The following is a 25,301-nucleotide window of genomic DNA, read 5'->3' as shown; positions in this document are numbered from 1 at the left end:
GCATGGGCAAGTCGATCGTCGTCCTCGACTACGGGTCGGGGAACCTGCGCTCGGCCGAGCGCGCGATCGCCCGGCACGGCGTGGACGTCACCGTGACGTCCGACTTCGACGCCGCCCTCGCCGCGGACGGCCTGGTCGTCCCCGGCGTCGGCGCGTTCGAGGCGTGCATGGCGGGACTGCGGAAGATCAGGGGCGAGCGGATCATCGGACGGCGGCTCGCGGGCGGCCGTCCGGTGCTCGGCATCTGCGTCGGCATGCAGATCCTGTTCGAGCGGGGCGTCGAGCACGGCGTGGAGACCGAGGGCTGCGACGAGTGGCCGGGGACGGTCGAGCGGCTGTCCGCGCCCGTCCTGCCGCACATGGGCTGGAACACCGTGGACGTCCCGTCCGGCTCGAAGCTGTTCGCGGGCCTTTCCGCCGACACGCGCTTCTACTTCGTGCACTCCTACGGCGTGAAGAACTGGGAGCTGCAGGCCGACCCGTCCGGCAACATCAGGCCGCCGCTGGTCACGTGGGCCGAGCACGGCGACCGTTTCGTCGCCGCCGTCGAGAACGGCCCCCTGTGCGCCACCCAGTTCCATCCGGAGAAGTCCGGCGACGCCGGAGCCCAGCTCCTGGAGAACTGGCTCGCCACGGTCGACTGACCTTCCCTTTCTTCTCTTCCCACTCCTTTCGGGTAAGGACCTCATGTCACTCACGCTGCTTCCCGCCGTTGACGTCGCCGACGGCCAGGCCGTGCGCCTGGTGCAGGGCGAGGCGGGCACCGAGACCTCCTACGGCGCCCCGCTGGAGGCCGCCCTCGCCTGGCAGGAGGCGGGCGCCCAGTGGATCCACCTGGTCGACCTCGACGCCGCGTTCGGCCGCGGCTCCAACCGCGAGCTGCTCGCCGAGGTCACCGGACGGCTGGACGTGAAGGTCGAGCTGTCCGGCGGCATCCGCGACGACGCGTCCCTCGAGGCGGCCCTCGCGACCGGCTGCCGCCGGGTCAACATCGGCACCGCCGCCCTGGAGGACCCGGCCTGGTGCCGCAAGATCATCGCCGAGTACGGCGACCGGATCGCGGTCGGGCTGGACGTCCGCGGCACCACCCTCGCCGCCCGCGGCTGGACCCGCGAGGGCGGCGACCTGTGGGAGGTCCTGGCCCGGCTCGAGGACGACGGCTGCCCCCGCTACGTCGTCACCGACGTCACCAAGGACGGCACCCTGCGCGGCCCGAACACCGACCTGCTCCGCGAGGTCTGCACCCGGACGGACAAGCCGGTCATCGCGTCCGGCGGCGTCTCGTCCCTGGACGACCTGCGCGCGCTGTCGGGCCTGGTCGCGGACGGTGTCGAGGGCGCGATCGTGGGCAAGGCGCTCTACGCGGGCGCGTTCACCCTCGAAGAGGCGCTGGAGGCCGTGCGTTGATCGAGCGCATCACCTCGGGCGGCCCCTGGGAGGACCAGATCGGCTACTCCCGGGCCGTCCTCGCCGGCGACCACGCCTTCGTCTCCGGCTGCACCTCGACCGTCGACGGCGAGGTCGTCCACGTCGGGGACCCCTACCAGCAGACCCGCACCGCGATCGAGATCGCGCTGTGGTCGCTGGAGCGGCTCGGCCTCGGCCGCGAGCACGTCGTCCGCACCCGGATGTACGTCACCGACGCCGCGTACTCCGAGGCCGTGGGCCGCGCCCACGCCGAGTTCTTCCGCCAGGTCCGTCCCGCCGCGAGCATGCTCGTCGTCGCGGGCCTCCTCGACCCGCGCCAGCTGGTCGAGATCGAGATCGACGCCTACAGGGGGGCCTCGTGACCGTCGCCGTACGCGTGATCCCGTGCCTGGACGTCGATGCCGGACGCGTCGTCAAGGGCGTCAATTTCCAGAACCTGCGCGACGCGGGCGACCCGGTCGAGCTGGCCGCCCGCTACGACGCCGAGGGCGCCGACGAGCTGACCTTCCTCGACATCACCGCCTCGTCCGGGGACCGCTCCACCACCTACGACGTGGTGCGCCGCACCGCCGAGCAGGTCTTCATCCCGCTGACGGTCGGCGGCGGCATCCGCACCGTCGAGGACGTCGACACGCTGCTGCGCGCCGGCGCCGACAAGGTGTCGATCAACACCGCCGCGATCGCCCGTCCCGAGTTCCTGCGCGAGGCCGCGCACCGCTTCGGGTCGCAGTGCGTCGTCCTGTCGGTGGACGCGCGCCGCGCCGAGGGCACCGCGTCCGGCTTCGAGGTCACCACGCACGGCGGACGCCGCGGCACCGGCCTCGACGCCGTCGAGTGGGCCCGGCGTGCCGAGGACCTCGGCGTGGGTGAGATCCTGCTGAACTCGATGGACGCCGACGGCACCAAGTCCGGCTTCGACCTGGAGATGATCCGGGCTGTCCGGGCCGAGGTGTCGGTGCCGGTCATCGCGTCCGGCGGCGCGGGCGCCGTGGGGGACTTCGCCCCGGCCGTCGCCGCCGGCGCCGACGCGGTCCTCGCCGCGTCGGTCTTCCACTTCGGCGAACTCACGATCCCCGACGTGAAGGCCGCCCTGCGCCAGGAAGGACTCCCCGTCAGATGAAGGTAGCCCTCGCCACGTTCGCCGCGATCCCCGACGGCGGCTACGAGGCCGAGCTGCTCCGCACGTCGCTCGCCGATCTCGGCGTCACCGCCGAATCGGTCATCTGGGACGACCCGTCCGCCGACTGGTCGTCCTACGACCTCACGGTGATCCGCTCCACCTGGGACTACATCGACCGTCCCGCCGAGTTCCTGGCCTGGGCCGAGGCCCTGCCGCGCGTCGCGAACCCGGCGCCGGTGCTGCGCTGGAACACCGACAAGCGCTATCTACGCAACCTCGCCGAGGCGGGCGTCCCGACCGTCCCGACCCTGTGGGACCCGGACGACCTGCCCGACTGGGACGAGTTCGTCGTCAAGCCCGCCGTCTCCGCCGGCTCCCGCGACACCGCCCGCTGGAAGCGCGGCGCCGAGGACGACCAGGCCCGCGCCCACCTGTCCGCCCTGCGCGGCAGCCCGGCGATGGTCCAGCCCTTCCTCTCCGCCATCGACACCGAAGGCGAGACCGCCCTGGTCTTCTGCGACGGCGAGTTCAGCCACGCCGCCCGCAAGTCCCCGATCCTGCGCGCAGGAGCGGGCATCGAGGGCCTCGTGACCGACGGGGACGGCCGAGGCGTCATCACCCCGACCACCCCCACCGAAGCCCAGCTCGCCCTGGCCGACCAGGCCCTGGCCGCCATCCCCGGCGCCCCCGACCTCCTCTACGCCCGCGTCGACATGGTCACCGGCCCCGACGGCACCCCCGTCCTCATGGAACTCGAACTCACCGAGCCCTCCCTCTTCCTCGACATCGCCCCCGAAGCCGCCGAAGCGTACGCCAAGGCCATCGCCGCCCGCCTCTAAGAACCCCGGGGCCCAACAACTCACGCGTCCGAACGGTCCGTCGCAGCCGACTGCGACGGACCGTTCGCGCAGCACCCCACTCAGCCCGCGACGCCGGGACGGCGGACGGCTCGGCCCCCTCCGGGGCATGCGGCTTCAGGCGGGCTGCGCGGCGGGCGCTGGGGCGGCGATCTTGAGGGCCTTGCCGGTCTCGCGGAGGATCAGCAGGCCGGTGGCCGCGACCAGCGTCGAGGTCAGGCCGTGGATGCCGAACGCGGCGGCTTTGGAGCCGTGGTGGGCCAGGACGTTGAGCATGTCGCCGAACGGCGCGACGGCCTCCAACAGCAGGACCCAGCCCAGGGCCCGGCGGTGGCCCGTCATCAGCAGGGCCCCCAGAGCCAGGCCCGTTGCGATGTCGCGGAAGCCCTTCACGACGAGGAAGCCGCCGCCGTCGCCGGACGGCCAGCTCGGCAGACCGAAGTCGGGGGTGGACGTCGCGGGGCTCAAGACGAACGACACCCCGAGGTAGAGGACGAACAGGACGTTGAGCGTGGCCAGGACGGTGTTGAGCTTCTTGAGCGACATGGTGCTTCTCCCTTGACGTTCAGATTGGGTGCGGCCGGGGACGTGATGGGGGGGGGCGGCTGGGGAGGCCGATGACGTGCCAGATGAGTCGGGACCGGTGCGGGCAGGACGGACGGGATCCCCTTAGTCGGGGTGTCGCCGCGTGGTGGGTGCTTGGCGACCCGGTACGGGTGCGGGGATGCGTGACTGCGCGGGGCAGGGCAGAGGGATTCTCTGGCCGCCCTGCCCCGGCTGCAGCTGCCGTGTCACACCTCGATCTGCTCGAAGATGTGCGGGTAGGACACGATGTCGTCGGGGAACTCAGCCGCCATGCGCTGGAACTCTGGGGTGCCGAGCGCCGTGGCGAGGGCCTCGGTCGACTCCCAGACCGCGACGTTCATCAGAAGCTGGCTGCCTGCTGTTCCCTTGTGCATCTGCAGGGAGACGAATCCCGGCTGAGCCTTCATGAACTCGGCCTGCCTCCGGAACAGGGCCAGGAACGATTCGGTCCTCTCCGTCGGGACGAGGAAGGTGTTGGCCAGGACGATGGGCCCGGTCTTCTCCTTGAACTGCGCGAACATCGGCGTGTGCGGGTCGAGACTCTGCAGCTTGGCCATTTCGGTACTTCCTCTCGCTGTCGGTCGGTGGGTGTCGCTGGGGCCGCGTCCTGGTGGCGCCGGCGGTTCGAGGGGCTTGGTGTCCGGATCCTGGATGGGGTTGCGTGGTCGGGGCGGGACTGGCCGAGGACGACTCCGCTGAGCGCCGAGTCGCCCAAGTCACTTTGGATTTCCAAACAGTTTGGGGATCGTAGACGATAGAGTCGGCGCATGACAAGCGATCCCGTTCCGGGCGATCCGCAACTGCCCGGGGACGACGACGTCCGGGAGATCATCGGCTTCGTGCCCCTGGTGGAGGCCTTCTTTCGCCGCGGCCCCAGTGAGATGCCCGAAGAGCTGACCGAGATCTTCCGGACGCACGGGCTCACCGGCCGCCACGGCGCGGTCCTGCCGCAGCTCGCGGCCTCAGGCACGCTCAGCGTGTCCGAGCTGGCAGCCCGGATCGGTGTGTCGCTGTCGACGGTCAGCGAAATCGTCGGCACTCTCAGCAGGGCCGGTCTGGTGCAGCGTCAGGAGGACCCGGACAACCGCCGCCGCACCCTGGTATCGCTCGCCGAAGAGCACCGCCCCGCCGTCGAACGCTTCGTCGCCGAACGGGCCGCGCCACTGCTGCGCGTACTGGACACCCTGTCCCCCCGAGACCAGCAAGGTTTCGCAGCCGGCATGAAAGCCTGGGCCAAAGAAGTCCAGAACTACTGACCACAGCCGAGCCGAACACTCACCATTGACGCGCGGGAACTGCCCGAGCCTGAGGTGATCCCTGAGTCGAGATCCCGAACGGGCGGTTGCTCTTCATAGGGCGCTGCGTCGGCGGCGGCGCGGGGTCTGTTTGTCGGTGTCCATCCGTACGATCACCGCATGCCGGATGCCTTCACCGTCCTCTGGACCCACGACAGGTGCCGCGCCCTTCGCAAGCACGGTCGCGTGGGCGAGCGGCCGCCGGTCGCGTTCGGAGGCAGTCACCAATCACTTCCGGCCTGGAGGGGTGCCCAGCCCGGCGACGAGGTGTACGCGCTTCACGTCAACCGCTACGTCGTCCATGTGGTCACCCGCATGCGCATCGTGGACCTTGAGCGCGGTGGGTGCTGCGGGTCCGTCCCGGTGCGCTGGAGGGACTCGGCTTGTCCGGGGCACGAGGATTGGGCGATGCTCGGCGCCTACGACTGCGGCGCCGAGCCGATCCACGTGGACGCCACTCCCGTCCGATTCGACCTTCCGGTGCCCGGGGATCTTCTCTCCCGCCTCACCTGGCGGAACGCGCGAGGCAAGACACGCACGCTCAAGTACGTCACTGAGGACGGGCGCCTCGAACGCTCGGTCAGCTTGGAGGGCTTCTACCGGCTGACTCCGGAATCAGCCTCCGAGCTTGACGCATTGGTGCGCGGGATGCTCGTCTGAGGGCGCTCTCGGAATACGGCAGAGACGGTGGCCAGAAGGTTTCGTCAGCGGCCCGCCCCCGCCTGCGATCTGACGAAACCCGCCTCGATGGGAAGGTCCGTGCCGGACCCCGGCGTCAACGTCACAGGCAGTACCGGGACTTGGCTCTCCAGCGGTCGTGCAGCGCCGTGGGCGTGGTGACCGCGGCGCTGCTGGTCGTCACGTCGGACAGGTGAGTGGCAGCCCTGTTACGGTTGCTGGGCTTCGCCGTAGAGCGCCCGGAAGCGCAGCAGCGTCTGATGGTCCGAGTCGGATTCCGTGAGCGTGTAGTCGTCCTCAAGGACGCCGTTCTCATCCCACTGCTTCGTCCACAACGTAATGCCGTACTCGTACTCGCCGTCCTCTGCGAGCTGCCCGTTCTTGTGCCATTCGCGAGCCCGTCCATGCCTTGCCCCCTGAGTGAAGGTCGAGGTCGCCATTGGCTGCCCCGACGGATACCACTCCTTCGTCGCCCCCCACTGCAGACCCTCCCGGTACGTCGCCTCAGACCTGAGGGCGCCATCCTTTTCCGTGAACGCGACTCCGGTGAAGGGCACGTCGTCCAGATAGTAGAGGCCGTCGTCTGCGTAGACGACTCGGTCTGCTGGGACTCGATCCATGAAGGCTTCCTAGCTTGTTGTCTGGTTCGACGTGCGCGTCCTGTCCGCCGGCTCGCATGTTCCTGCGGTCGCCGGTGACTCGCGACATCCGGTCCGAGCCGATTCTGCCAAATCACTATGGTCGTCCGAGGGACGTTGCCGGGCACGGCGGCACCTGTGCGGGCAGGCATAGCACGGGTGTCACGTCTGGCAGGGGACGAGCGGACCGATCCCCAGCCAGCGCCTATTCGCGCGAGTTCTTCGTGCCAGTCGACGGATGGGGCAGGGAGCCAGGTTTTATCAAGGTGCTCAACCATCGGCGGAGTTGGCATCATGGTGTTATGGCTGACGAAGCGCCGTCCAAGCGGACGCTCAGCGCCTTGGGGCGTTACACCACCGTCACCCGCCAAGTGCTGGACGGCCAAGACCTCACCTCACTATGCGCGTTGAATCTGTGGTTCGACCGCTGTTCCTTCGTCACAACAGACCTGCGCCACGCCACCCTGGATGGCTGCTCGTTCAATCTGCGACCTGCGAGGAGCAAATCTGCGGGGTGCGTCGCTGAGGGGCGTGAGCTGGGCCGGATGTGACCTTCGGGACGCCGACCTGCGCGACACCGATTTGACCTCAGCACAGTTCGGGCTGGTCAACACGGGTGCGCCACCGCACGGCCTCACCGATGTCACCGGTGCCAGGTTCGACAACGCCATCACCCGAGCCCTGGAGATCGACCAGGTCATCGGCTGGGCCCAGTAGCCGCTCCACCTTCACGCCCGCGACTCTAGAACGCCAGGTCCTTCGCTCCGCGTTGGTGCAGAGAATCGGACTCATGACCCGGCGCCTGACACGCAACGGCCAACCCGCCCCCGGCAAGGCCCACGCCCCTTCGAACCGGCATATCAGAACCCTTCTCAAATGCGCTCCGAGAGGCCAACGGGTCGTAGTCATGACAGGACAGCCGCGAGAGAAGTACATCCGCCTCTATCCGGAGATTGGACTGGCGGGGAGTCTTCGGGCCGCCGTGCAGGTCGCGCTGGACGAGGCGGGCCATGAGCTGACGGCATCGCCGTCCGGTGCTCCTGGCTGGTGGGACTGTGCAACCCGTGTCGGGAACGGTCACCGGCATGTGAGCATCCTGGCCGCAGGTCTGGAGCGATTGTTCCTGATGGAGTTCTGGGATTGGGGCGTCATGATGGCCAAGGCCCAGACCGGAGACCTGCTCGGGGCGGTCAAGGCCGTCGGCTTGTGGGAGGCAGGTGCGCGGCTGCGTGAGTTGAAGGACGCCTGTCCGTTCGTTGAGTATGGTCCGCTCGCGGAAGCGCACGAGGCCGGTGAGGCGACCGAAGCCAAGTGGGCGCTCTATCGCACCTCCATAGCTCGGCACGTCGACCATGACCTGATCGAGGCGGCCTACGCTCAGCCGCGGCTACGAGCGCTGTTCCCTCTTCACAGCCATCGGGTGCTGCTTTTCAGCCGCTGCATCGGATATCCCTACACGGACGACCTGCCCGGAATCGGTAGCCGAGGGGGTGGGACTTACCGCGTCGTGTGGTGGCACGAAATCGGGTCAGACGTACGTGCTGTCGAGGAAGTTGGCGGCGCCGAGGCCGCCGTCGCCTTGGTCGTAGCCAGCCTCCCTGATGACTGCGGGCCGGCGGTCGCGGGCAACGCGCACGACCTCGGCAAGCCTGCCGCGGGTTCCACATAGGAGTGGGGGCGGAGCGGGCTCCTGTGAGTCCTCGCGGGCGTCGGCGGGGCGGGCTCGTCGCTCCACCCCGTCCGACGGCCACGAACGGCCCGTCCTCACGGGCCTTACCAGGCGGGGGTCAGAAGCGGCGTGGGCGTGGACCCCAGTGCGGCCATGCCCACTCCGCGGGGTTGCCGAGGGAGCAGGCGACCAAGCCCAGCCCGACGCCGGTGAGCTCGGCGACGAGAAGTTCGGTCAGCGGGCCGAACTTCTCGATCCCGCCGTAGGCCGCGTTGACCACCGGCCAGCGGTCGGGATCCGGCCCCGCGGTGTCCCAGAAGAGAATGTCGCGCCCCTCGGTGCTGCCGCAGAAGAGCAGACCACCGGGCTCCGAGTGGGCGACACGACGATGATCCCGCAGGTTGTCGACGAGACCGGCATGGGCTCGGTGGTCCTTGGCCAGGGTGTCCGGGAACGCGAGGAAGATGCCTTGGAGGGGGACACCGTCGCCGCCGTATGTCTCGAAGAACCGCTTGTAGTCGTTCGGCAGCCGGGGGACGCCCACCTCGCGCTCAATGGCCTCCCAGTCGTAGGTGGCGCTGACACCGGGGCCGATGATGGTCGACAACTGCGCCAGCGGGTCGCGCCTACCGGCTTCCAAGGGTTCGGGACGGATCGGTTGTCCGGCGCGCGTCCATGTACGCGGGCGTTTCGCCGGGCCGAGGGAGAGGACCGGCAGGTCGAGAAGGCCGTCCAGCCATTCGTCGATGAATTCGGTGGTGGTGAGGTTCAGCTGCTGGTATCCGTTGCCGTCCAGCACCACCAGCCACCGCTCGGGGGCGTCGTCGATGGGCAACCACCAGCAGGTTTCCCCGCTGCTGAACACACCCCACAGTCGCGCTTCCGGATGCGGTTGCGCGTGCACGTGCTGTTCGATCGTCATGTCGAAGCCCTCAACGGCTCCTGGCGCGAGGAGCTGGAGCACGCCTGCCACCGTTCCTGGGCCGGTTCGTGAAAGCAGGGCGACGTAGTCGTCAGGAATGGGGCCGTCCGGGAACCTCGGCGGCCAGTCGAAGGCATCTTCCGGCAGGGGGTGCAGGCTCTCGGCCAGCTCCAGCCCGGCCCTTCGCAGAGCGTCCTTGTTCGTCATCGGTGATCATCAAGCCCATCAGCGGGGTGTGGCGGATCCAGACGTTGGGTTCACAGGATCATCAGGGCCCGCCGCCGAGTCAACACTGAGCCGCTCCCTCCGCGATGTTGATCGGCTCTGCGGTTCGGGGAGGTCGACGGATGGGCACGGGCCGTTCGGACGCCGTTCAGGAGCTTTTGGGGAAGGTGGTGCGCAGGGTGTGGCCGCGGGTGATGAGGGCGGCGGCGATGACGGGCAGCATGCAGAGGGTCTGCATCGCGGTGTACCAGAGCGGGCAGACGCCGGGGATCAGGTCGACGCCGATGATCGCGATCGGCAGGATGACCGTGAGGGTCTTCAGGCGCTCGAAGGCTCGTCGCGAGCCCTGTGATGCCGAGAGGGTCATGCGGTAGATCAGCACGGCGACCAGGGGGAGCAGGATTGCTCGGATCCACATGAAGGTGTTCACCGTGTGGCCCGTGCTCGACACCGCGATGACCGCTGCGAGGGCGGCGGTGCTGAGGGCGATGTAGACCTTGAGGGTGTTCCTCAGCGTGGCGATGGCGTTCCGGGTGCCGCGGGTCTCGGAGGTCGTGGTGTACGTGTTGTTTTCCATGCTCAGGACGCTATTCAGCGCCTGATCAGGCCGGTATGGGGCTGGACGCACGGGCGGGTGGGGCTAGCCACACCCTTGGTCGGGTCGGCCTCAGGTTTTCGGGGCTGTGACCGTGGTGGTGCGGCCCGGGTCGGTTGCGGAGAAGGCGATGCGGAGGACGTAGTCGCCGGGTTCGACTTCCCAGGTGTGGGTTTTCTCGTCCCAGTGCCGGAAGGCTCGGGGCGGGAGGTCGATGCGGACGGTGGTGGACGTGCCGGGGGCGGCGTGGACGACGGCGAAGCCTGCGAGCCAGGTCTTCGGGCGTTCGATGGTGGAGTCGGGGCGGGAGAGGTACGCCTGGACGACCTGCTTGCCCGTGCGGGTTCCGGTGTTGAGGAGGCCGATCTCGACGGTGTTCTGGTGGACGTGCGGCTCGCCGAGGTCCCAGTCGGTGTAGCCGAGGCCGCTGCCGAACGGGAGCGCCGGGGCGGGGCCGTTCCGGCGCAGCCAGGCGCGGTAGCCGATGTGGATGCCTTCCGTGTAGGCGAGGCGTCCGTCGACCGGGTCGACGCTCCAGACGGGGACGTCCTCGTCCCGGGCGGCCCAGGTCGTGGGCATTCGGCCGCCGGGTTCCTGTGCGCCGGTGAGGACGTCCGCCAGGGCGTGGCCGAACTCCTGTCCGGGGAACCACGTGAGCAGGACGGCCGCGACGTCGTCGATCCAGGGCATCGTGACCGGTGCGCCCGCGTTCACGACGACGATCGTGCGCGGGTTCGCCGCGCTGATCTGGGCGACCAGGTCGTCCTGGCCCTCGGGCAGGACGAGGCCGGGACGGTCGGACCCCTCGGATTCGATCGCCTCCGTCGTCCCGACGACCACGACGGCCACGTCGCTGGACGCGGCGAGCGCGACGGCGTGGGCGAGTTCCTCGGCGGGGTCGCCGAAGACATCCTTCTCCCCGAGTGCGAGGAGGGCGAACGGGAAGCCCGCCGGGAGGTTCGGGGTGAAGACGAGGTGCAGGTCGACGGCCTGGCCGGATGTGAGGTCGCGCGCGAAGACGCGGTGCGGGGGGTGCAGGAAGTTCATCCGGTCGGGGATGACGGGGGCGGTGCTGAGTACCTGGCCGTCCATGGTGAAGGTGACTCGGCCGATTCCGGCGAAGCCGAGCTCGTGGTGTCCGTCGCGGGAGGCGACGAACCGGGTCGTGGCCTCGACCGCCGCGGCCTTGGCGAGGTTCGGGTCGAAGAGCCACGCCATGCGTCCGCTCGGGAAGACCTCCTCGGCGAACGCCGTGCCCTCGGCGTCGAGGTAGCGCACGTGGACGCCGTTCTCGCCCGTGGCGGGGTCGACGACGGAAGTCCGCGGGAACGGGCGCAGTTCGTCGGCCGGAGGCAGGCCCGGCGCGTACGCCACCGCGTCGTCCCCGAGTGCGGTGCGCAGGCCTTCCAACGGGGTGACGACGTGGGCGGGGAAGACGGTGGCGGATCCGCCGCCCTGGTTCCGGGCGCGGAGCGCGTGCTGGCCGATCACCGCGACGCGTGGACGCGTGGTGAGGGGGAGGACGCCGTTGTTGCGGGCGAGCACCATGCCGTCCGCGGCGGATTCGCGGAGCAGCGCCGCGATGTCGTCGTCCGCCCAGGGCTCGGGCGTCTCCGGGGCGTCGGCGAGCGCGCCGACCCGTTCGGCGAGGAGCAGCAGGCGGGCGACCTTCTCGTCGATGGCGGCTTCGGGCACGCGCCCGGCGCGGACGGCTTCGACGAGGGCGGCTCCCCAAGGGCCGTCGGGGCCGGGCATGACGAGGTCCTGCCCGGACCGCGCGGACGGCTCGGTGTCGCGGACGCCGAGCCAGTCCGAGATGACGACGCCGTCGAAGTCCCATTCGTCCTTGAGGGGCGCGCGCAGCAGCGGGTTCGCCGACATCGTCACGCCGTCCACCGCGTTGTAGGACGACATCACCAGCCAGGCGCCCTCCTCGACCATCCGCTCGAAGGGCGCGAGGTACACCTCGCGGAGGGTCCGCTCGTCCGCGCGGACGTCGACGGTCATGCGGTCGGTCTCGCTGTCGTTGGCGACGTAGTGCTTCGCGGTCGTCGCGACGCCGTGCGCCTGGACGGACGACACGTACGCCGCACCGAGCTCGCCGGTGAGGAACGGGTCCTCGCTGAACGCCTCGAAGTGCCGTCCGCCGCGCGGCGAGCGGTGCAGGTTCACCGTGGGGCCGAGGACGACGTCGACGCCCTTGCGGCGGGCCTCGGCGGCGATGAGCGCGCCGAGGCGGCGCACGCGCCCGAGGTCCCAGGTCGCGGCGACGGCGGTCGCCGACGGCAGGCTCGCGGACGGGTCCCGGTCGTCCAGGGACGATCCGCGCACGCCGCTCGGGCCGTCCGAGACGACGATGGGACGCAGGCCCACGGCCGGTTCGGCGTGCAGCGACCAGACCGAGGCCCCGGTGAGCAGCCGGACCTTCCGCTCAAGGTCGAGCCGGGCGACCAGGCCGCCGATGCGGGACGAGGTGAACGCCATCCGTCGTGTCCTTTCGGAGCGGGCGGGCGGAGAGGCCCGGTGCACGCTCCAGAACGACGTCCGCCGTCCCGGGGCGCGGCGAGCGTACCGCCGGACCCGGGCGACAGAGCGGATGGTCAGAGGGTGTGGCGCACCCAGACGTTGGGTTCCACGTAGACGGCGTGGTCGTGTTCGACGGAGCAGGTCACGGGCACGAGGGCCTGCGGAACCTCGACCGGGCCGGGCACGTCGAACGGCAGGCCCGTCCAGTCGCGCCACTGCGCCAGGGACCCGGCGACCACCATGGACGCGGGCGCGATCGAGTCGATGACGCCGCCGGCGCGGACGTGGACGCGGAGCCACGGGTCGTGCGGCAGGCCGTCCTCGCGGGTGCGGAACGCGTACTCGGCCATCGCCGTCTTCGGTTCCAGGTGCTTGGCGTTCGGGCGGACGGGCGCGACCAGCTCGCCGTACCCGCGCGCCTTCGCGTTGACGCGCATCGCCGCGAGCATGGTGCCCGACAGGCCCGCGCCGCGGTGGTCGCCGCGGATGGTGATCTCGATCGCGCTGACCGTGTCGGCCTCGACCCCGGCGGTGTGGTCGCGGAACGCCCAGATCACGACCTGGTCCCAGCCGGTCCCGGGGAGCGGGCCCCGGGACTTGAACGGCACGCTGAAGCCGCGGGCGACCAGCTCGTCGCCCTCGGTCGCGACGATCACGAACTCGGGGAACAAGCGCGGGATGTCCGCCCACCGGGTCTGCGTCACCGGGTCGTACCCGCTGAACCCCGGCCACTCCTCGCTCAGGTCCGTCAGTGCCCGCTCGAGCTCCGGCCGCTCGGCCAGCGTCGTGATCTCCATCCGGGCAGGTTAACAGTGGTTTTGAGGGATTCCGATGAGTTAAATGCGGTCTGCGCGTGCCTCGGCGAGGAGGGCTTCCGGCGCCGCGGCGGGGCGCAGGCCGAGGGTGTTCTCGAGCCACTCGACGTACTCGGTGCAGGCCGGGGCCGGTTCGCAGGGGCGCAGGGCGACCTGGTCCTCGTCGCACCAGATCTCGGCGTCGGTGAGCCCCGCGAGGAGTTGGAGGAACGTGCGCAGGTCGCGGGCGACCACGTGCAGGCCCGCGTCCTTGCCGAGGGCGAGGACGCGTCCGTCGGCGTCCAGGGCAAAGAAGGTGTCGGTGTCGTTCGAGCCGAAGACGGCCATCGCTTCGGTACGCGCCGGGTTCTTGAGCCGGGGCAGGTTCCTCCGGTGCCGCTCGTTGAACTCGCGGTGCAGCCAGAAGCCGTTGGCGAAGCCCTTGTACAACTGGGCACGGAACTGGTCGAGCCGGTTCAGATCGTGGATCGGGGAGAAGACCGCGTCCGGGACGAGCGGATGGACCCAGGCCGCCCACTCCGCTGCGTGCTCGGCCTGCGCGGTGTCCACGATCGCCTCCCAGCCGTCCGTGGGAGTGATGTCGAACTCCTCGCGCAGCCAGGCGAGGAAGGCCGCCCGGTTCTCGGAGTTGTCCAAGTCCTCGTCGTCCTCCTCTTCCCCGTAGTCCTCGTCCTGGTCATCGTCTTCGTCGTCGGAGGCGCCGCCGCGGACGCCGAAGCACTTCCAGTCGATGTCGGCTTCGCAGTCGTCCGGCAGGGACGCGATCAGGCGGAGGAACTCGCGGAAGCCGCGGGCCACGATGTGCAGCCCGCCTTCGTCGCCGAGTGCGACGACGGGCAGTGTGCCCAGGTCAGGACGGTCGTCCCGGAGCCAGATCGCGTACATCGATCCGCTCGCGTTGGCCTCTCCGAAGGAGACGACCCGGTTGTCCAGTTCCGCGTCCGTGTAGGGATTGCCGTGCTCGACGGCGAAGCCGTTGACGTGGAAGCCGCGGTGGGCGGCGTCGAAGTCCCTCAGGCGGTCGAGTTCGGGGAAGCGCAAGGGAGTGCCGTGACGCATCGGGGGAGCCTCCGGGGGGTGATCTTGGCGGACGCGCCGGACGCTAGCAGCGGCGGAGGACATCCCCCGGTTGACGCAACCGATCGGTTGCCATAGTGTTGCAACCAGAAGGTTGCCATAAGGAGGACGTCATGGGCTTTCCCGATCGAATCGAGCGGACCGTCGACCTCGCGCACCCGCCCGCCAAGGTGTGGGGCGCGCTCACCACGGCCGAGGGGCTCGGCGCCTGGTTCGCCGAGTCCGCCGGCCTCGAGCTGGAGCCGGGCGGCGCGGGGTGGATGAAGTTCGGCAACGGGTTCTCGCAGCGCGTGCGGGTCGAGCGCGTCGAGGAGCCGAAGGTGTTCGGGTTCACCTGGAAGGTCTACGGCCTGCCGGACGAGGACCCGCGCCGCACCTACGTCGAGTTCACCCTCGAGCCGTCCGGCGCCGGGACGCGGCTGACCGTGGTCGAGACCGGCTTCGCGCAGCTCCCGGAGGACGAGCACGCCAAGGCCTTCAGCGGCAACGTCGACGGCTGGGCGCAGCAGTTCCGCAACCTCGCCGAACACCTCGATGCGGCCTGACGAAGAAGGGCCCGAGCCCGACGCCGAGGCCGTAGCGGAGCAGGTCTTCGCGGCCCTGGCCGATCCGACGCGCCGGGCCCTCCTGGCGGAGCTGGCGGCGGGCGGGCCGGCCACGGCGACCGACCTGGCCGGACGCCTGCCCATCACCCGGCAGGCCGTCGCCAAGCACCTCGCCCTGCTCGCGGACGCGGGCCTGGTGACGGCCGAGCCGGGCGAGCGGCGGCGCGTCCGGTACCGGCTCCGTTCCGCGCCGATGCAGGTCGCGCAGCAGTACCTGGCCGCTCTCGCCCGCGACTGGGACGGGCCGCTGGACGCCCTGAGGAACCATCTCGACAAGTAGGGGGCATGACCATGAAGACGCAACCCGTCGTCTCCCGGGAGGAGTGGGACGCCGCGCGCGAGCGCATGCTCGTGCAGGAGAAGGAACTCACCCGGGCCCGTGACGCGCTCGCCGCGCAGCGCCGCCGCATGCCGTGGCTGCGCGTCGACAAGCCGTACGTGTTCGACGGCCCGGACGGCAAGGCGAGCCTGCTCGACCTGTTCGACGGACGCCGCCAGCTCATCGTCTACCGCGCGTTCTTCGACCCGGGCGTCGGCGACTGGCCGAACCGTCCCTGCGTCGGCTGCTCGATGGTCGCCGACCAGGTGGCCCACACCGCCCACCTGAACGCCCGCGACACGACGCTCGTGTTCGCGTCCCACGGTCCTCAGGCGGAGATCGCCCGGATGAAGGACCGCATGGGCTGGACGATGCCCTGGGTCACCATGACCGACGACTTCGACGTCGACCACGGCGTGGACGAGTGGCACGGCACCAACGCGTTCATCCGCGAGGGTGACACCGTCTACCGCACGTACTTCGTCAACGGGCGCGGGGACGAGTCCATGGGCGGCACCTGGGCGTACCTGGACATCACCGCCCTCGGCCGCCAGGAGAACTGGGAGGACTCACCCGAGGGCCACCCCCAGACCCCGCCCTACCAGTGGTGGAACTGGCACGACTCCCACACCTCCTGAACCACGCCGTCAGCGACGCCGCCGCGGGACCCCGCGGTGGGGTCGCCTTGCGACCATCCCCTTCGCTCCCAAACCTGGTGTCCGTGCCCGTCTTGAGTGGTTCATCCCGTCCGGGCGTACGAGGCCCTCAGGAAGTCGACGAGGAGCCGGTTGACCTGGACGGGACGCTCCTGCTGCGTCCAGTGTCCGCAGCCCGGCATGATCTCGACGCCGCGCAGCCCCGGCACCCCGGCGCGCATTGGGCTGAGGTCGGTCTGGAAGCGGTAGGCCGAGTCGAGGTCGCCCGTGACGTACAGGGCGGGCTGGTGGATCTTGACGGTGCCGACCGTGGGCAGGTCCGACCAGTCGAAGTCGAACGTCCGGTACCTGCGGATCGCCCCGTCGAATCCGGTCCGCTGGTATTCGCGCGCGTAGTGGTCGAACTCGGCGTTGGTGAGCCAGGACGACCAGCGCGACGGGACACCGGGATCGGGGAGCGGCGTCAGGTACCCCGCCCCCTCGGGGGTCTCCAACAGCCACCGCGGCACCAGGTCGGACGGAGCCTGGCCGGACAGGGCGTACATCGTCATGCGGAGCGTCCGCGACGGATCGGCGTCCAGCTCGGCCTCGGCGACCCCAGGATCCTGGAAGTACAAGACGACGTTGAACTTGCCGGGGTAGCTCCTCCTGATGAGCTGCGTGATCGGCATCGGCATCCGGGCGGTGTACGGCACTCCCAGCGAGACGACCGCGGGGAACCGCTCGGGATGGAGCTGGGCGGCTGCCCACGCGATGGGCGAGCCCTGGTCGTGGCCCACGACGGCCGCGGAGTGCTCGCCCAGCGCGTCCAGGAGCCCGGTGAGGTCGGCGAGGTTCTCGCGCAGGCTGTAGGCGGACGAGTCGGCGGGTGCGGTCGTCTGGCCGTATCCGCGCAGGTCAGGTGCGAGGACGCGGAATCCGGCGTCGGCGAGGACGGGGATCTGGTGCCGCCACGAGTAGCCGAGTTCGGGGAACCCGTGCAGGAGCAGCACGGCCGGTCCGCGACCCGCCTCGGTCACGTGCATGCGTATGCCGTTGGTGTGGACGGTCCGGTGCATGATGGCGTGTCCCCTTCTACGTCGCGGGGCGTACCGCACTCACCCGCGCCTAAACCTCGGACGGGGCGCCGCCGAAGGAGAACTCGTTGCCGTCGGGATCGCGGAAGGTCGCCTTGCGGATGCCGTTCTCGTAGGTCTCCCGCCGGTCCGGGGCGAGACCGCGCTCCACGATCTCCGCGACCCGCGCGTCGAAGTCGGACGCGAACACCGTGTGCAGGGCGTGCCCGGCCCGTTCGGGCAGGTGGACGACGTACACGTAGCGGTGCTCGGCGACCTCCCAGACGGACTCGCTGTCGTCCGGCTCGAACGCCGGAGGCGTTCCGAACAGTCGCTCGTACCACGCCAGCGCCGCCTGATAGTCGCTAACAGGGATGCCCGCGAACAAGTCGATGGTCATACCGCGATCCTAGGAAGCCCGGCGCCGCCGGACGGGCTTCCGCCACACGACACGGGGCAGGCGCTCTCGCGAGTGTGCCAGGGGATTACCGTCCAGCCGGGCGGGAGCCGCTGTGGTCGGGGGACGTGTACCTCGAAACTTCGGAATACTCCTGCATGCGCGGGAACGGACGGGAATGGGGTTCGAGGGATGTCGGTGCAGCGCTTCGAGAAGGCGATGACGATGATGCGCGCGGCCGATCCGCAGCGTCGGGAGGACGGCTTCGACTTCCTGCGCGAGCACGCCGACTCCTACGTGGCTGAGCTGGCGGCCGAGTTCGAGCGGGAGCCCGACCAGGGGCTGCGCTGCTGGCTGCTGGAGTTGCTGGCCGAGGCCCGGTCGCCGGAGGCGCTGCCGGTCCTGACCGTCCAGCTGGCCAACGAGGACGAGTCCCTCCGGCTCTGGGCGGTACGCGGCCTGGAGATGCTCGACAGCCGCGAGTCCCGTACGGCCCTTGACAAGGCCCGAGGCAACGGCTGGATCGACTGACGGCACGGACGACGCGAAGGGGCCCGGCCCGCGCTACCAGGACGTCGGCATGTCCTGGAGGAGGCCGATCAGGTTGCCGTCAGCGGACTTGAGGACGGCGAGTCTGCGGCCCGGGACCTCCACGATGCCGGTCGCGGGGTCGCCGTTGGTGACGGGGGCGGCACCGAGTTCGGCCATCGATCCGCCCGCGACCTCGGTCATGGCGACGGCGCCCGCGTCCAGCAGTTCGCGGTGGGCCTCGGCGATGTCGTCCACCTGCCAGAACACCAGCGGGTGCTCGAACCAGGGGAGCCGGGACAGCCCGACCTCGACCTCGCCGGTGAACGTGGCGAAGTCGGGGGACTCCCAGGCCGGGCCGGAGCCGAGGACCGCGGTCCACGACGCGATGCCCGCCGCGAGGTCACGGGCGGGGTAGATCACGGTGCGGACGCGCTTCAACGTGCTCACGACGACTCCTCGAGATCGGCCTCTCCGGACGAATCTCTCATGTGGGGACGACGATTCACGGCCGTCGGCCGTCGTTCTCCGTGAAGCCGATGATGACGCGGTCGGTGACCGGATGGTAGCCGATGGACTGGTAGATGCCGTTGCTGGTCGGGTTGGCGACATCGGTGAACAGGACGATGTCGCGGACGCCGGTGTCCAGGGCGGAGCGGCTGACGGCGGCGGTGACGGCGGCGCCGTAGCCGCGGCGGCGGTGGGCGGGCGGGGTGTAGACGTTGGCGACACGGGTCATGCCGTCCAGGGCGGGGGTGCGTCCGGCGAGCGCGACCGGCTCGCCGTCCACCTCCCACAGGACGAAGCAGCCGGACGCCAGGCGCGCCTCGGCCACGGGGCGCGGGGCACTGCCGGAGGACTCGGCGGCGAAGGCGTCCAGCCAGTCCATGACGCGCGCGCTGTCGGCGGACGTCGCGACCCGCGCGGTGCCGGGCGGCATCGGGTTCGGCGGGACGAGATCGCCCAGCCGGTAGAGGCGATGCTCCTCGAGCCGCCAGGACATCGTGTCGGTGCGGGCGCGCCAGGCTCCGGCGAACGCGGTGGCGGCGGACGGTTCGGCGTTCACGCCGGTGGCGGTGGTGATCGGCAGGACGTTCGCGAGGGCGCGGGCGGCGTCGTCGGTGGCGGTCGTGAGGAGGATCGGGAGGTCGGGCGTCCAGAGGAAGGCGGCGACCGGCTCCGGACCGCCGAACCAGCCGAAGAGCGGGTCGGCCGGGCCGAAGGCGTGCGGGCCGGAACCGCGCAGGACGCCGAGGACGGTGAGGTGGTTGGTGTTCCGGATCGTGTCGGCGCGCAGCAGGGGGCCCGCCGCGGCCTCGAAGGCGTCCAGGTCCCCGGTGATCTGCCAGTCGCTCATCCGCAGACCCTACTCCGGGGCCGGGTCCGCCACGGCGGCCTCGGAGGCCCGTTCGACGACCGGCAGGAGGATCGCCGACGGACGGTCCGGGTCGTGGAACACCTCCTGGTCGGCGGGGACGGAGAGCCGCGCCGCGCTGGTCAGCGGGTCGCCGGTGCCGGGGTTGGCCGCGACCTTCGGGTACGCGCCGCTGGTCACGTGCACGCGGACGCGGTGCCCGCGCCGGAACCGCCGGGCGGTCGGCCACAGGTCCACGGTCACCCGGTGCACGCCGTCGCCGTCCGCCGGGTGGGCGGGCGTGAGCCGCAGCCCGCCCTCGCACACGTTGCGGGACACGCCGTCGGCGTCCACGTCGCACAGCCGGACGACCAGGTCGGTGTGCGGGCGGCTCGACCGCAGGTGGACGTCCGCCGTGACCGGCCCGATCACCTCGAGGTCGGACGTCAGCGGCGGCGACGTGAAGACCAGGACATCGCGGCGCCGCTCCAGCGGACGGTTGTCCACCGGCTTCGAGCTCCCGAGGAGCGTCGGGCCGCCCAGCGCGGGCGTCGGACGCGCCGGGTCGTACCGGTACGTGCTGGGCTCGTGTCGCTGCGGGCCGTCCGGGCCGAGCCCGCCGCCCTTGTGCAGATGCCAGCGCTCCTGGCGCATCCCGGGCGGCGGCCAGTCGCGGTAGTCGCGCCACTCGCGCGCACCCGTCACGTACAGGCGCACGGGGTGCTTCCGCAGGCCGGACGGGTCGTCCAGCAGGTGCGCGCGGAACCAGGCGAGCGCCTCGCGGAACGCGACGATCCCGTGCCGGGCGTCCGCGTGCCACCACGGCCCGATCGTCAGGTACGGCCGGTGCCCGGCGGCGCGCAGCGCGAGGTAGTCCCGGATCTCCCAGGGCAGGAACACGTCGTACCAGCCGCCGAGGAGCGTGACGGGGGACTCGACCTGTCCGACCGTCCCGGAGAAGTCACGGCTGAGCCAGTAGTCCGTGCCGTCCGCGTGAGCGGCGAGGAGGTCCTGGTAGAAGCGCATCGGCGCGCCGCCGGTCAGGACGTCCAGCTCGGCCAGCGGACGCAGCGACGCGGCGGCCCGCACCGCCCGGCGGCGCGACACGATCGGCGCGGTCAGCATGCCGAGCCGGGTGGTCTGCCGGTGCGTGAGGTCCGTCCAGGTCAGCGTGGACTCCAGCGCGAACGACCCGCCGACGTACGCGGCCTCGCGGAACGACGACGCGGTCACCTGCAGCGCCATCGCCTTCAGCTCCGGGCCGCCCTCGGACGCGAGCGCCCATGCCGAATAGCCCAGGTAGGACGCGCCGTACAGGCCGAGCGACCCGCCGAACCAGGGCTGTTCGCGCAGCCAGCGCAGCGTGGCCGCGCCGTCGTCGCGCTCGCTGCCGAGCGGGTCGAACTCGCCGCCCGACCCGAACGTGCCGCGGGCGCTCTGCACGACGAGCTGGAACCCGAACGGCACGAACGGCAGGCCGTTGAGCAGCGCCGCCGGACCACGCCGTCCATAGGGCGTGCGGACGAGCAGCGTCGGCGGATTCCGGACGCCGTGCGGGACGTACCGGTCGGCGAGCAGCGTCACGCCGTCCGGCATCCGGACGGGGATGTCGCGATGGACGGCATAGCGCGGGACACGGAGCGGGGGAGTGTGCAGGCGATCGAGTAGGGCCATGCGTCTCGGTCTCCCAATGGGGGCTACTGGTAAGTAACGGTAGTCGGTGAGGAGCCGGTTCGGGTGACCGTCTCCCACGGCACCCGCCCGAGTTCGCCGAGCCGACGCGCCCAGTGCGTTTCGCCGCCGAACTCGTCCCGCCACGCCCACAGGCGCGTGGTCAGCGCGCCGAGCGGATGCTCCGACGTCACGCCGATCGCGCCGTGCACCTGGTGCGCCAGGTCCGCGACGACGCCCGCCGCGCGCGAGGCGTTCAGCTTCGCCGCCGCGATCGCGACCTCCTCGTCCGGGCTGCGCAGCGCCGCCCGCACCGCGACGTCCGCGACCGCCACCTCCCCGGCCAGTTCCGCGAGCTGCTGCTGGACGGCCTGGAAGCGCCCGATCGGACGTCCGAACTGCTCCCGTTCGCCCGCGTAGCCGACCGCCAGTTCCAGCACCCGCCGCATCGCCCCCGTCAGCTGGACGGCCCGGAACAGCGCCCCGCACAGCATCACGTCGGCGGCCGAAACCGGACACTCGACCTCCCGCAGGACGCCCTTGACCCGCACGTCGTCACGCGGCTCACCAGCCACGTTCGTCCCGGGGGTGACGTCGGCGTGCGCCGGGGTGACGACGGCGGCGTGGCCTCCGTCGAGGACGACGAGCCGGTCCGCGTCCCGCGCCCACGGAACCCGCCGCGCGAACCGTCCGGGGACGACCGTGAGCCGTCCGGGCGGCACCGGGTGGATCGTCTCCGCGAGCAGCCGTCCGGCGAGCAGCGTCTCCGCGAGCGGAACCGCCGCGCCGTGGTACCCCTGCGCGCGCAGGAGGACGGCCACCTCCGCCAGGTCGCCGCCACTGCCTCCCGCGTCCTCCGGGATGCCGACACCCGTCAGACCTGCCTCCACCAGCGCTGGCCACGGATCGTCCAGTGCGAGGATCGCGTGCGCGGTCTCTCCGAGGATCTTCACGTCGTCCGACATGTCAGCGCACCCCCAGGCCGCGCGCGACGATGCCGCGCAGGATCTCGTTCGTCCCGCCCCGCAGCGTGAACCCGGGCGCCTGCACGACGGCCTGCGCCAGCAGCCGCGCCGCCACGTCCGGGGACGACGGGTCGGGCTCGACACCGAGCTGCTCGCGCGCCACGTCGATCACCTCGCGCTCGAACCGCGTCCCGAGGTCCTTGACCAGGGCCGCCTCCAGGTCCGGGGCGCGCCCGGCGGCGAGCGCCCCCGCGACCGCGAGGGACGCCTGCCGCAGCGCCCACAGGCGTCCGAGAAGCCGTCCGGACGCGACCCCCGGCGTCAGCGAACACACGAGCCTGACCAGCGCGAACGTGCTCAGGAACCGTTCCGGACCGGACCGCTCGTACGCCAGTTCCGCCGTCACCTGCCGCCAGCCGTCCCCCTCCTGACCGAACAGTTCCGCCGGAGCGCCGTCGAACACGACCTCGTTGAAGTGGTGCTCACCCGACAGCCCCGGGATCGGACGGATCGTCACGCCGTCGCCCGGCAGCCTCACGATGAACTGGCTCAGTCCCTCGTGCCGCGTCGCGCCCGGCGTGCTCCGCGCCAGGACGACCATCGCGTGCGCGAGGTGCGCGCCGCTCGTCCACACCTTCGTCCCGGTCAGCCGCCACGTGCCGTCCACCCGCTCGGCGCGCGTGCGCACGGACGCCAGGTCCGATCCCGAGTCGGGCTCGCTCATCCCGATCGCGAAGAAGCACTCGCCGCGTCCGATCGCGGGCAGGAAGGCCCGCTTCTGCTCGTCCGTGCCGTTCGCGAGGATGCTCGGGCCCATCTGCCGGTCCGCGATCCAGTGCGCCGCGACCGGCGCGCCCGCCGCGAGCAGCTCCTCGATCACCACGAACCGCTCCAGCGCCGACCGTCCCCGCCCGCCGTACTCGACCGGCAGCGTCATGCCCAGCCACCCGCGCGCGCCCAGCTCCCGGCTGAAGCCCGGATCCGCGCCGGTCAGCCACGAGTCGACGCGCGGCTCGAACTCCGCCGCCGCGAGGAACCCCCGCACGTCCCCCCGGAGCCGCTCGGCCTCGGGCGGCAGCACCCCCGGTTCCAACTCGGGCAACGCCATCGGCCGCACCCCTCTCCGAAAAGTCTGGGTTTACGGTAAACCCCGGGCCGCCTGCTTCGTCTCTGGTCCGTGATCCAACACCTGATGGCGGAGGACGTCGCCTTGCCCGTCCCGGGGGTGCCGTACGACGAGCTGTTCGAGGCGCACTTCTGGGGCCTCGTCCGGCTCGCCGCGCTGCTCGGCGCCGACGACCCCGAGGACGTCGCGCAGGACGCCTTCGTCCGCCTCCACCGAAGACGCCGCCTCCTCCGCGACCCGAACGCCGCGCTCGCCTACCTGCGCGCCACCGTCTGCAACGCGTCCCGCAGCAGGCTCCGCCACCTGCGCATGGCCCGCCGCAAACACGCCCAGATGGTCACCCTCCCCACCGCGTCCGGCACCCCCGAGTCCGCCGCCGTGGACCGCGAGGACGTCCGCGAACTGCTCCGGGCCGTGGACGCCCTCCCGCGCCGCCAGCGCGAGGTGCTCGTCCTCCGATACTGGCTCGACCTCAGCGAACGCGAGACCGCCGACGCCCTCGGCATCGCCGTCGGCACCGTCAAGGCCCACGCGTCGCGCGCCATCGCCGCGCTCGGCAAGCACCTCAAGGAGTCGGCATGAACGACATCGAGGACCGTCTCAGAACGGCGTTCGCGACCCAGGCCGCGACCGTCCGGCCCACCCCGGACGCCGCCACCGAGAACAACCGCCGCGTCCGCCGGTCCGTTCGCCGCCGGTACGCGCTCACGGCCGGCGCCGTCGCGTCCGTTCTCGCCGTCGCGATCCCGGTCGCCCTCACGACCGGCGGCCGCGCCCACGGCGCCGCTCCGACCCTCGCGAGTTCCGGGCCCCTGGTCAAGGCCCAGGGCAACCCACAAGACCTGACGGGCCCTACAGGGCCCTTCCAACTTCCGGCGGCGAAGGCGCACGTGCCCGCGACGCCGATGGCGCTGGCCCCCGACGGATCCTTCCTGGCCCGGCTCGGAAACCAGGTGTGGCTCCTGGGGCCCTCGCGCGGAACCGACGTGCGCAAGCCGCCCGTGCCCTCGCCGAAGCGCCTGGACGCGCCCGACACCTATCAGCACGCGGAGCACGAGATCGGGTCGCCCGTCGCGTCCGCGATGTCCCCTCAGGCGCGGGTGCTCATCAACTCGCGGGGTGAGCTGATGTGCGTCGACGCCCGCGGGAAGCGCGTGACGTCCTACGCCCCCGCCTCCCGCACCCGCGGCGTCTGGACGGACGGCCGCAACGCGGTGGTCAGCGCGCCCACCGGGACCCTCCAGGTGAGCGGCGGGTGCCCGGACCCGGCGGCCGTCAGGAACCGGACCGAGGGTTTCAACAACACGCTTCGGCTCAACAAGGCCACCCCGCTCGCTCTGCGGGGCTCGCTGCTGGTCACCGCCGTGCCCAGCAGCGGGCGCGTCGTCGAGTACACCCTTCCGTACACCCCGCCGCGGATCGCGGTGGTCGATCAGCTTCCGAAGGGGGCGGGTCCGATCAGGCTGACCGAGGACGGCTCCCCTCTGCTGTACACCGCCGCGAACACGACGACGTCCGTCTGGGTGAACGGGCGGAGTCTCCTCACCCTCGGGTTGAACCACCACGAGGCGGGGCCGTCGCTGCGACTTCCCAAGGCGCTCGACGTGGGCGAGGACGGGCAGCTGACCGTCGGCGACCACGTCATCGCCTACACCGCGACCGACTCGGGCGGACGCGTCGGCTCGTTCGTCTACGACCTGCGCACCGGCCGCCAGATCATCTGGCCCGGCCGGGTGTTCGCGGCGGGCGGGTGGCTGCTCTGGCAGAACGGTGACGGTATGCAGCTTGGCCAGGTCCGGTGATCTAGCGGAACAAGAATCGTTCTGTGGCGAAGAATGGGTGAAGCGAACGGAGAGGTGAGATGAGCGGACCCTACGAGACCGAGAACGACGCCTACACCGAGGTGCGTGACATCTATGTCTCCCACGGGAAGCGGGGCGTGATGCGCGCCCGCACGCAGGACCTCCTGCTCGCGGTCTGCGCCCAGTACGACATCGAACTCGGCGACTACGACCGCGCCGTCCTGAACTGGCTGGCCAAGCAGCCCCCGGAGACCGCCCAGGTCATCGCCGGCCTCATCGACCGCGCCGCCAAGACCGCCCGCGAACCCGCCCGGCCCTCCTGAGACGTGTCGGGGGCGGCGAGCCGGTGAAGGGCCCGGCCCGCCGCCCCGCGCGTTACGAAGATCGCACGGG

32 protein-coding genes are annotated in these 25,301 nt (G+C 71.1%); 17 read left to right on the top strand and 15 right to left on the bottom strand.

What is annotated here, in order from left to right:
* Window positions 1-2: 2 nt before the first annotated feature.
* From hisH to AB0L06_RS34500, 5 genes are read left to right on the top strand one after another with little or no spacing between them, the layout of a single operon-like run.
* Window positions 3-644, top strand: a complete 642-nt coding sequence (gene hisH / locus AB0L06_RS34520) for an imidazole glycerol phosphate synthase subunit HisH (protein ID WP_500235362.1) — start codon at window positions 3-5, stop codon at window positions 642-644.
* 43 nt (window positions 645-687) lie between these two features.
* Window positions 688-1,407 carry a bifunctional 1-(5-phosphoribosyl)-5-((5-phosphoribosylamino)methylideneamino)imidazole-4-carboxamide isomerase/phosphoribosylanthranilate isomerase PriA gene (priA, locus tag AB0L06_RS34515; RefSeq protein ID WP_500235361.1) on the top strand — a complete coding sequence of 240 codons (720 nt, stop codon included), beginning with the start codon at window positions 688-690 and terminating at the stop codon, window positions 1,405-1,407.
* The gene (locus tag AB0L06_RS34510) at window positions 1,404-1,790 is read left to right on the top strand and encodes a RidA family protein (RefSeq protein ID WP_500235360.1); all 387 of its coding nucleotides are present in this window, start codon (window positions 1,404-1,406) and stop codon (window positions 1,788-1,790) included. The genes priA and AB0L06_RS34510 overlap by 4 nt, the downstream gene beginning before the upstream one ends.
* On the top strand, window positions 1,787-2,548 hold the full coding sequence (gene hisF, locus AB0L06_RS34505) for an imidazole glycerol phosphate synthase subunit HisF (RefSeq protein ID WP_500235359.1): 762 nt from the start codon (window positions 1,787-1,789) through the stop codon (window positions 2,546-2,548). Before AB0L06_RS34510 ends, hisF begins: the two co-directional genes overlap by 4 nt.
* The gene (locus AB0L06_RS34500; RefSeq protein WP_500235358.1) at window positions 2,545-3,387 is read left to right on the top strand and encodes an ATP-grasp domain-containing protein; all 843 of its coding nucleotides are present in this window, start codon (window positions 2,545-2,547) and stop codon (window positions 3,385-3,387) included. Before hisF ends, AB0L06_RS34500 begins: the two co-directional genes overlap by 4 nt.
* A 135-nt stretch (window positions 3,388-3,522) precedes the next feature.
* On the opposite strand, the gene AB0L06_RS34495 is transcribed toward AB0L06_RS34500, so the two are convergent.
* Window positions 3,523-3,951: a DUF4267 domain-containing protein gene (locus AB0L06_RS34495; RefSeq protein WP_500235357.1), complete on the bottom strand. Its 429-nt coding sequence runs from the start codon at window positions 3,949-3,951 to the stop codon at window positions 3,523-3,525.
* A gap of 245 nt (window positions 3,952-4,196) precedes the next feature.
* Entirely contained in the window at window positions 4,197-4,547 is a 351-nt protein-coding gene (locus AB0L06_RS34490; protein ID WP_500235356.1) for an antibiotic biosynthesis monooxygenase family protein, read from the bottom strand.
* 210 nt (window positions 4,548-4,757) lie between these two features.
* Here AB0L06_RS34490 and AB0L06_RS34485 point away from each other — a divergent pair, with 210 nt between their 5' ends.
* Together AB0L06_RS34485 and AB0L06_RS34480 are read left to right on the top strand one after the other, a co-directional pair.
* The gene (locus AB0L06_RS34485) at window positions 4,758-5,246 is read left to right on the top strand and encodes a MarR family winged helix-turn-helix transcriptional regulator (protein ID WP_500235355.1); all 489 of its coding nucleotides are present in this window, start codon (window positions 4,758-4,760) and stop codon (window positions 5,244-5,246) included.
* A 159-nt stretch (window positions 5,247-5,405) separates the two neighbouring features.
* A complete protein-coding gene (locus AB0L06_RS34480) occupies window positions 5,406-5,945 on the top strand; it encodes a hypothetical protein (protein WP_500235354.1) in 540 nt (179 codons plus the stop codon).
* Between the two features lie 227 nt (window positions 5,946-6,172).
* On the opposite strand, the gene AB0L06_RS34475 is transcribed toward AB0L06_RS34480, so the two are convergent.
* Window positions 6,173-6,583: a toxin-antitoxin system YwqK family antitoxin gene (locus tag AB0L06_RS34475; RefSeq protein WP_500235352.1), complete on the bottom strand. Its 411-nt coding sequence runs from the start codon at window positions 6,581-6,583 to the stop codon at window positions 6,173-6,175.
* Between the two features lie 320 nt (window positions 6,584-6,903).
* Here AB0L06_RS34475 and AB0L06_RS34470 point away from each other — a divergent pair, with 320 nt between their 5' ends.
* From AB0L06_RS34470 to AB0L06_RS34460, 3 genes are all read left to right on the top strand, one after another.
* Complete coding sequence (locus tag AB0L06_RS34470; RefSeq protein ID WP_500235351.1) at window positions 6,904-7,152, top strand: hypothetical protein; 249 nt, start codon at window positions 6,904-6,906, stop codon at window positions 7,150-7,152.
* Entirely contained in the window at window positions 7,133-7,318 is a 186-nt protein-coding gene (locus tag AB0L06_RS34465; RefSeq protein ID WP_500235350.1) for a pentapeptide repeat-containing protein, read from the top strand. The genes AB0L06_RS34470 and AB0L06_RS34465 overlap by 20 nt, the downstream gene beginning before the upstream one ends.
* Window positions 7,319-7,508: 190 nt before the next feature.
* Window positions 7,509-8,270 carry a DUF6193 family natural product biosynthesis protein gene (locus AB0L06_RS34460; RefSeq protein WP_500235349.1) on the top strand — a complete coding sequence of 254 codons (762 nt, stop codon included), beginning with the start codon at window positions 7,509-7,511 and terminating at the stop codon, window positions 8,268-8,270.
* 118 nt (window positions 8,271-8,388) lie between these two features.
* On the opposite strand, the gene AB0L06_RS34455 is transcribed toward AB0L06_RS34460, so the two are convergent.
* From AB0L06_RS34455 to AB0L06_RS34435, 5 genes are all read right to left on the bottom strand, one after another.
* A complete protein-coding gene (locus AB0L06_RS34455) occupies window positions 8,389-9,399 on the bottom strand; it encodes an SMI1/KNR4 family protein (protein WP_500235348.1) in 1,011 nt (336 codons plus the stop codon).
* A gap of 166 nt (window positions 9,400-9,565) precedes the next feature.
* Window positions 9,566-9,994, bottom strand: a complete 429-nt coding sequence (locus AB0L06_RS34450; RefSeq protein ID WP_500235347.1) for a hypothetical protein — start codon at window positions 9,992-9,994, stop codon at window positions 9,566-9,568.
* A gap of 90 nt (window positions 9,995-10,084) precedes the next feature.
* Window positions 10,085-12,496 (bottom strand): beta-glucosidase family protein, encoded by a 2,412-nt coding sequence (locus AB0L06_RS34445; protein WP_500235346.1) that lies wholly within the window; start codon window positions 12,494-12,496, stop codon window positions 10,085-10,087.
* Window positions 12,497-12,612: 116 nt separating this feature from the next.
* Window positions 12,613-13,335 carry an N-acetyltransferase gene (locus AB0L06_RS34440; protein WP_500235345.1) on the bottom strand — a complete coding sequence of 241 codons (723 nt, stop codon included), beginning with the start codon at window positions 13,333-13,335 and terminating at the stop codon, window positions 12,613-12,615.
* Between the two features lie 39 nt (window positions 13,336-13,374).
* Window positions 13,375-14,412: a hypothetical protein gene (locus AB0L06_RS34435; RefSeq protein ID WP_500235344.1), complete on the bottom strand. Its 1,038-nt coding sequence runs from the start codon at window positions 14,410-14,412 to the stop codon at window positions 13,375-13,377.
* A 131-nt stretch (window positions 14,413-14,543) separates the two neighbouring features.
* Between AB0L06_RS34435 and AB0L06_RS34430 the strand changes: the two genes are divergently transcribed.
* From AB0L06_RS34430 to AB0L06_RS34420, 3 genes are read left to right on the top strand one after another with little or no spacing between them, the layout of a single operon-like run.
* Window positions 14,544-14,975: an SRPBCC domain-containing protein gene (locus AB0L06_RS34430; protein ID WP_500235343.1), complete on the top strand. Its 432-nt coding sequence runs from the start codon at window positions 14,544-14,546 to the stop codon at window positions 14,973-14,975.
* A complete protein-coding gene (locus AB0L06_RS34425; protein WP_500235342.1) occupies window positions 14,965-15,315 on the top strand; it encodes an ArsR/SmtB family transcription factor in 351 nt (116 codons plus the stop codon). The genes AB0L06_RS34430 and AB0L06_RS34425 overlap by 11 nt, the downstream gene beginning before the upstream one ends.
* An 11-nt stretch (window positions 15,316-15,326) precedes the next feature.
* Window positions 15,327-15,992 (top strand): DUF899 domain-containing protein, encoded by a 666-nt coding sequence (locus AB0L06_RS34420; RefSeq protein WP_500235341.1) that lies wholly within the window; start codon window positions 15,327-15,329, stop codon window positions 15,990-15,992.
* A 101-nt stretch (window positions 15,993-16,093) separates the two neighbouring features.
* On the opposite strand, the gene AB0L06_RS34415 is transcribed toward AB0L06_RS34420, so the two are convergent.
* Together AB0L06_RS34415 and AB0L06_RS34410 are read right to left on the bottom strand one after the other, a co-directional pair.
* The gene (locus tag AB0L06_RS34415) at window positions 16,094-17,068 is read right to left on the bottom strand and encodes an alpha/beta fold hydrolase (protein WP_500235340.1); all 975 of its coding nucleotides are present in this window, start codon (window positions 17,066-17,068) and stop codon (window positions 16,094-16,096) included.
* Window positions 17,069-17,117: 49 nt separating this feature from the next.
* Entirely contained in the window at window positions 17,118-17,465 is a 348-nt protein-coding gene (locus AB0L06_RS34410) for a VOC family protein (protein WP_500235339.1), read from the bottom strand.
* Window positions 17,466-17,654: 189 nt separating this feature from the next.
* On the opposite strand from AB0L06_RS34410, the gene AB0L06_RS34405 reads away from it, so the two are divergent.
* Complete coding sequence (locus AB0L06_RS34405; RefSeq protein ID WP_500235338.1) at window positions 17,655-17,993, top strand: HEAT repeat domain-containing protein; 339 nt, start codon at window positions 17,655-17,657, stop codon at window positions 17,991-17,993.
* A gap of 33 nt (window positions 17,994-18,026) precedes the next feature.
* Here AB0L06_RS34405 and AB0L06_RS34400 read toward each other — a convergent pair whose 3' ends face one another.
* From AB0L06_RS34400 to AB0L06_RS34380, 5 genes are read right to left on the bottom strand one after another with little or no spacing between them, the layout of a single operon-like run.
* Complete coding sequence (locus AB0L06_RS34400; RefSeq protein WP_500235337.1) at window positions 18,027-18,440, bottom strand: VOC family protein; 414 nt, start codon at window positions 18,438-18,440, stop codon at window positions 18,027-18,029.
* 55 nt (window positions 18,441-18,495) lie between these two features.
* Window positions 18,496-19,347: a GNAT family N-acetyltransferase gene (locus AB0L06_RS34395; protein ID WP_500235336.1), complete on the bottom strand. Its 852-nt coding sequence runs from the start codon at window positions 19,345-19,347 to the stop codon at window positions 18,496-18,498.
* A gap of 9 nt (window positions 19,348-19,356) precedes the next feature.
* Entirely contained in the window at window positions 19,357-21,018 is a 1,662-nt protein-coding gene (locus tag AB0L06_RS34390; protein WP_500235335.1) for a CocE/NonD family hydrolase, read from the bottom strand.
* 23 nt (window positions 21,019-21,041) lie between these two features.
* Complete coding sequence (locus AB0L06_RS34385; RefSeq protein WP_500235334.1) at window positions 21,042-21,980, bottom strand: acyl-CoA dehydrogenase family protein; 939 nt, start codon at window positions 21,978-21,980, stop codon at window positions 21,042-21,044.
* Between the two features lies 1 nt (window position 21,981).
* Window positions 21,982-23,088, bottom strand: coding sequence for an acyl-CoA dehydrogenase family protein (locus AB0L06_RS34380; protein ID WP_500235333.1), 1,107 nt, complete (start codon window positions 23,086-23,088; stop codon window positions 21,982-21,984).
* 69 nt (window positions 23,089-23,157) lie between these two features.
* Between AB0L06_RS34380 and AB0L06_RS34375 the strand changes: the two genes are divergently transcribed.
* From AB0L06_RS34375 to AB0L06_RS34365, 3 genes are read left to right on the top strand one after another with little or no spacing between them, the layout of a single operon-like run.
* The gene (locus AB0L06_RS34375; protein WP_500235332.1) at window positions 23,158-23,688 is read left to right on the top strand and encodes a sigma-70 family RNA polymerase sigma factor; all 531 of its coding nucleotides are present in this window, start codon (window positions 23,158-23,160) and stop codon (window positions 23,686-23,688) included.
* Window positions 23,685-24,908, top strand: coding sequence for a hypothetical protein (locus tag AB0L06_RS34370; RefSeq protein WP_500235331.1), 1,224 nt, complete (start codon window positions 23,685-23,687; stop codon window positions 24,906-24,908). The genes AB0L06_RS34375 and AB0L06_RS34370 overlap by 4 nt, the downstream gene beginning before the upstream one ends.
* Before the next feature lie 59 nt (window positions 24,909-24,967).
* Window positions 24,968-25,231: a hypothetical protein gene (locus tag AB0L06_RS34365; protein WP_500235330.1), complete on the top strand. Its 264-nt coding sequence runs from the start codon at window positions 24,968-24,970 to the stop codon at window positions 25,229-25,231.
* Window positions 25,232-25,301 lie beyond the last annotated feature (70 nt).

Origin of the sequence: Spirillospora sp. NPDC052269, from assembly GCF_040679435.1 — a bacterium.
Taxonomy (GTDB): domain Bacteria; phylum Actinomycetota; class Actinomycetes; order Streptosporangiales; family Streptosporangiaceae; genus Spirillospora.
Note: the sequence above shows the minus strand (reverse complement) of the source record. Positions and strands in the feature narration are given on the sequence as shown.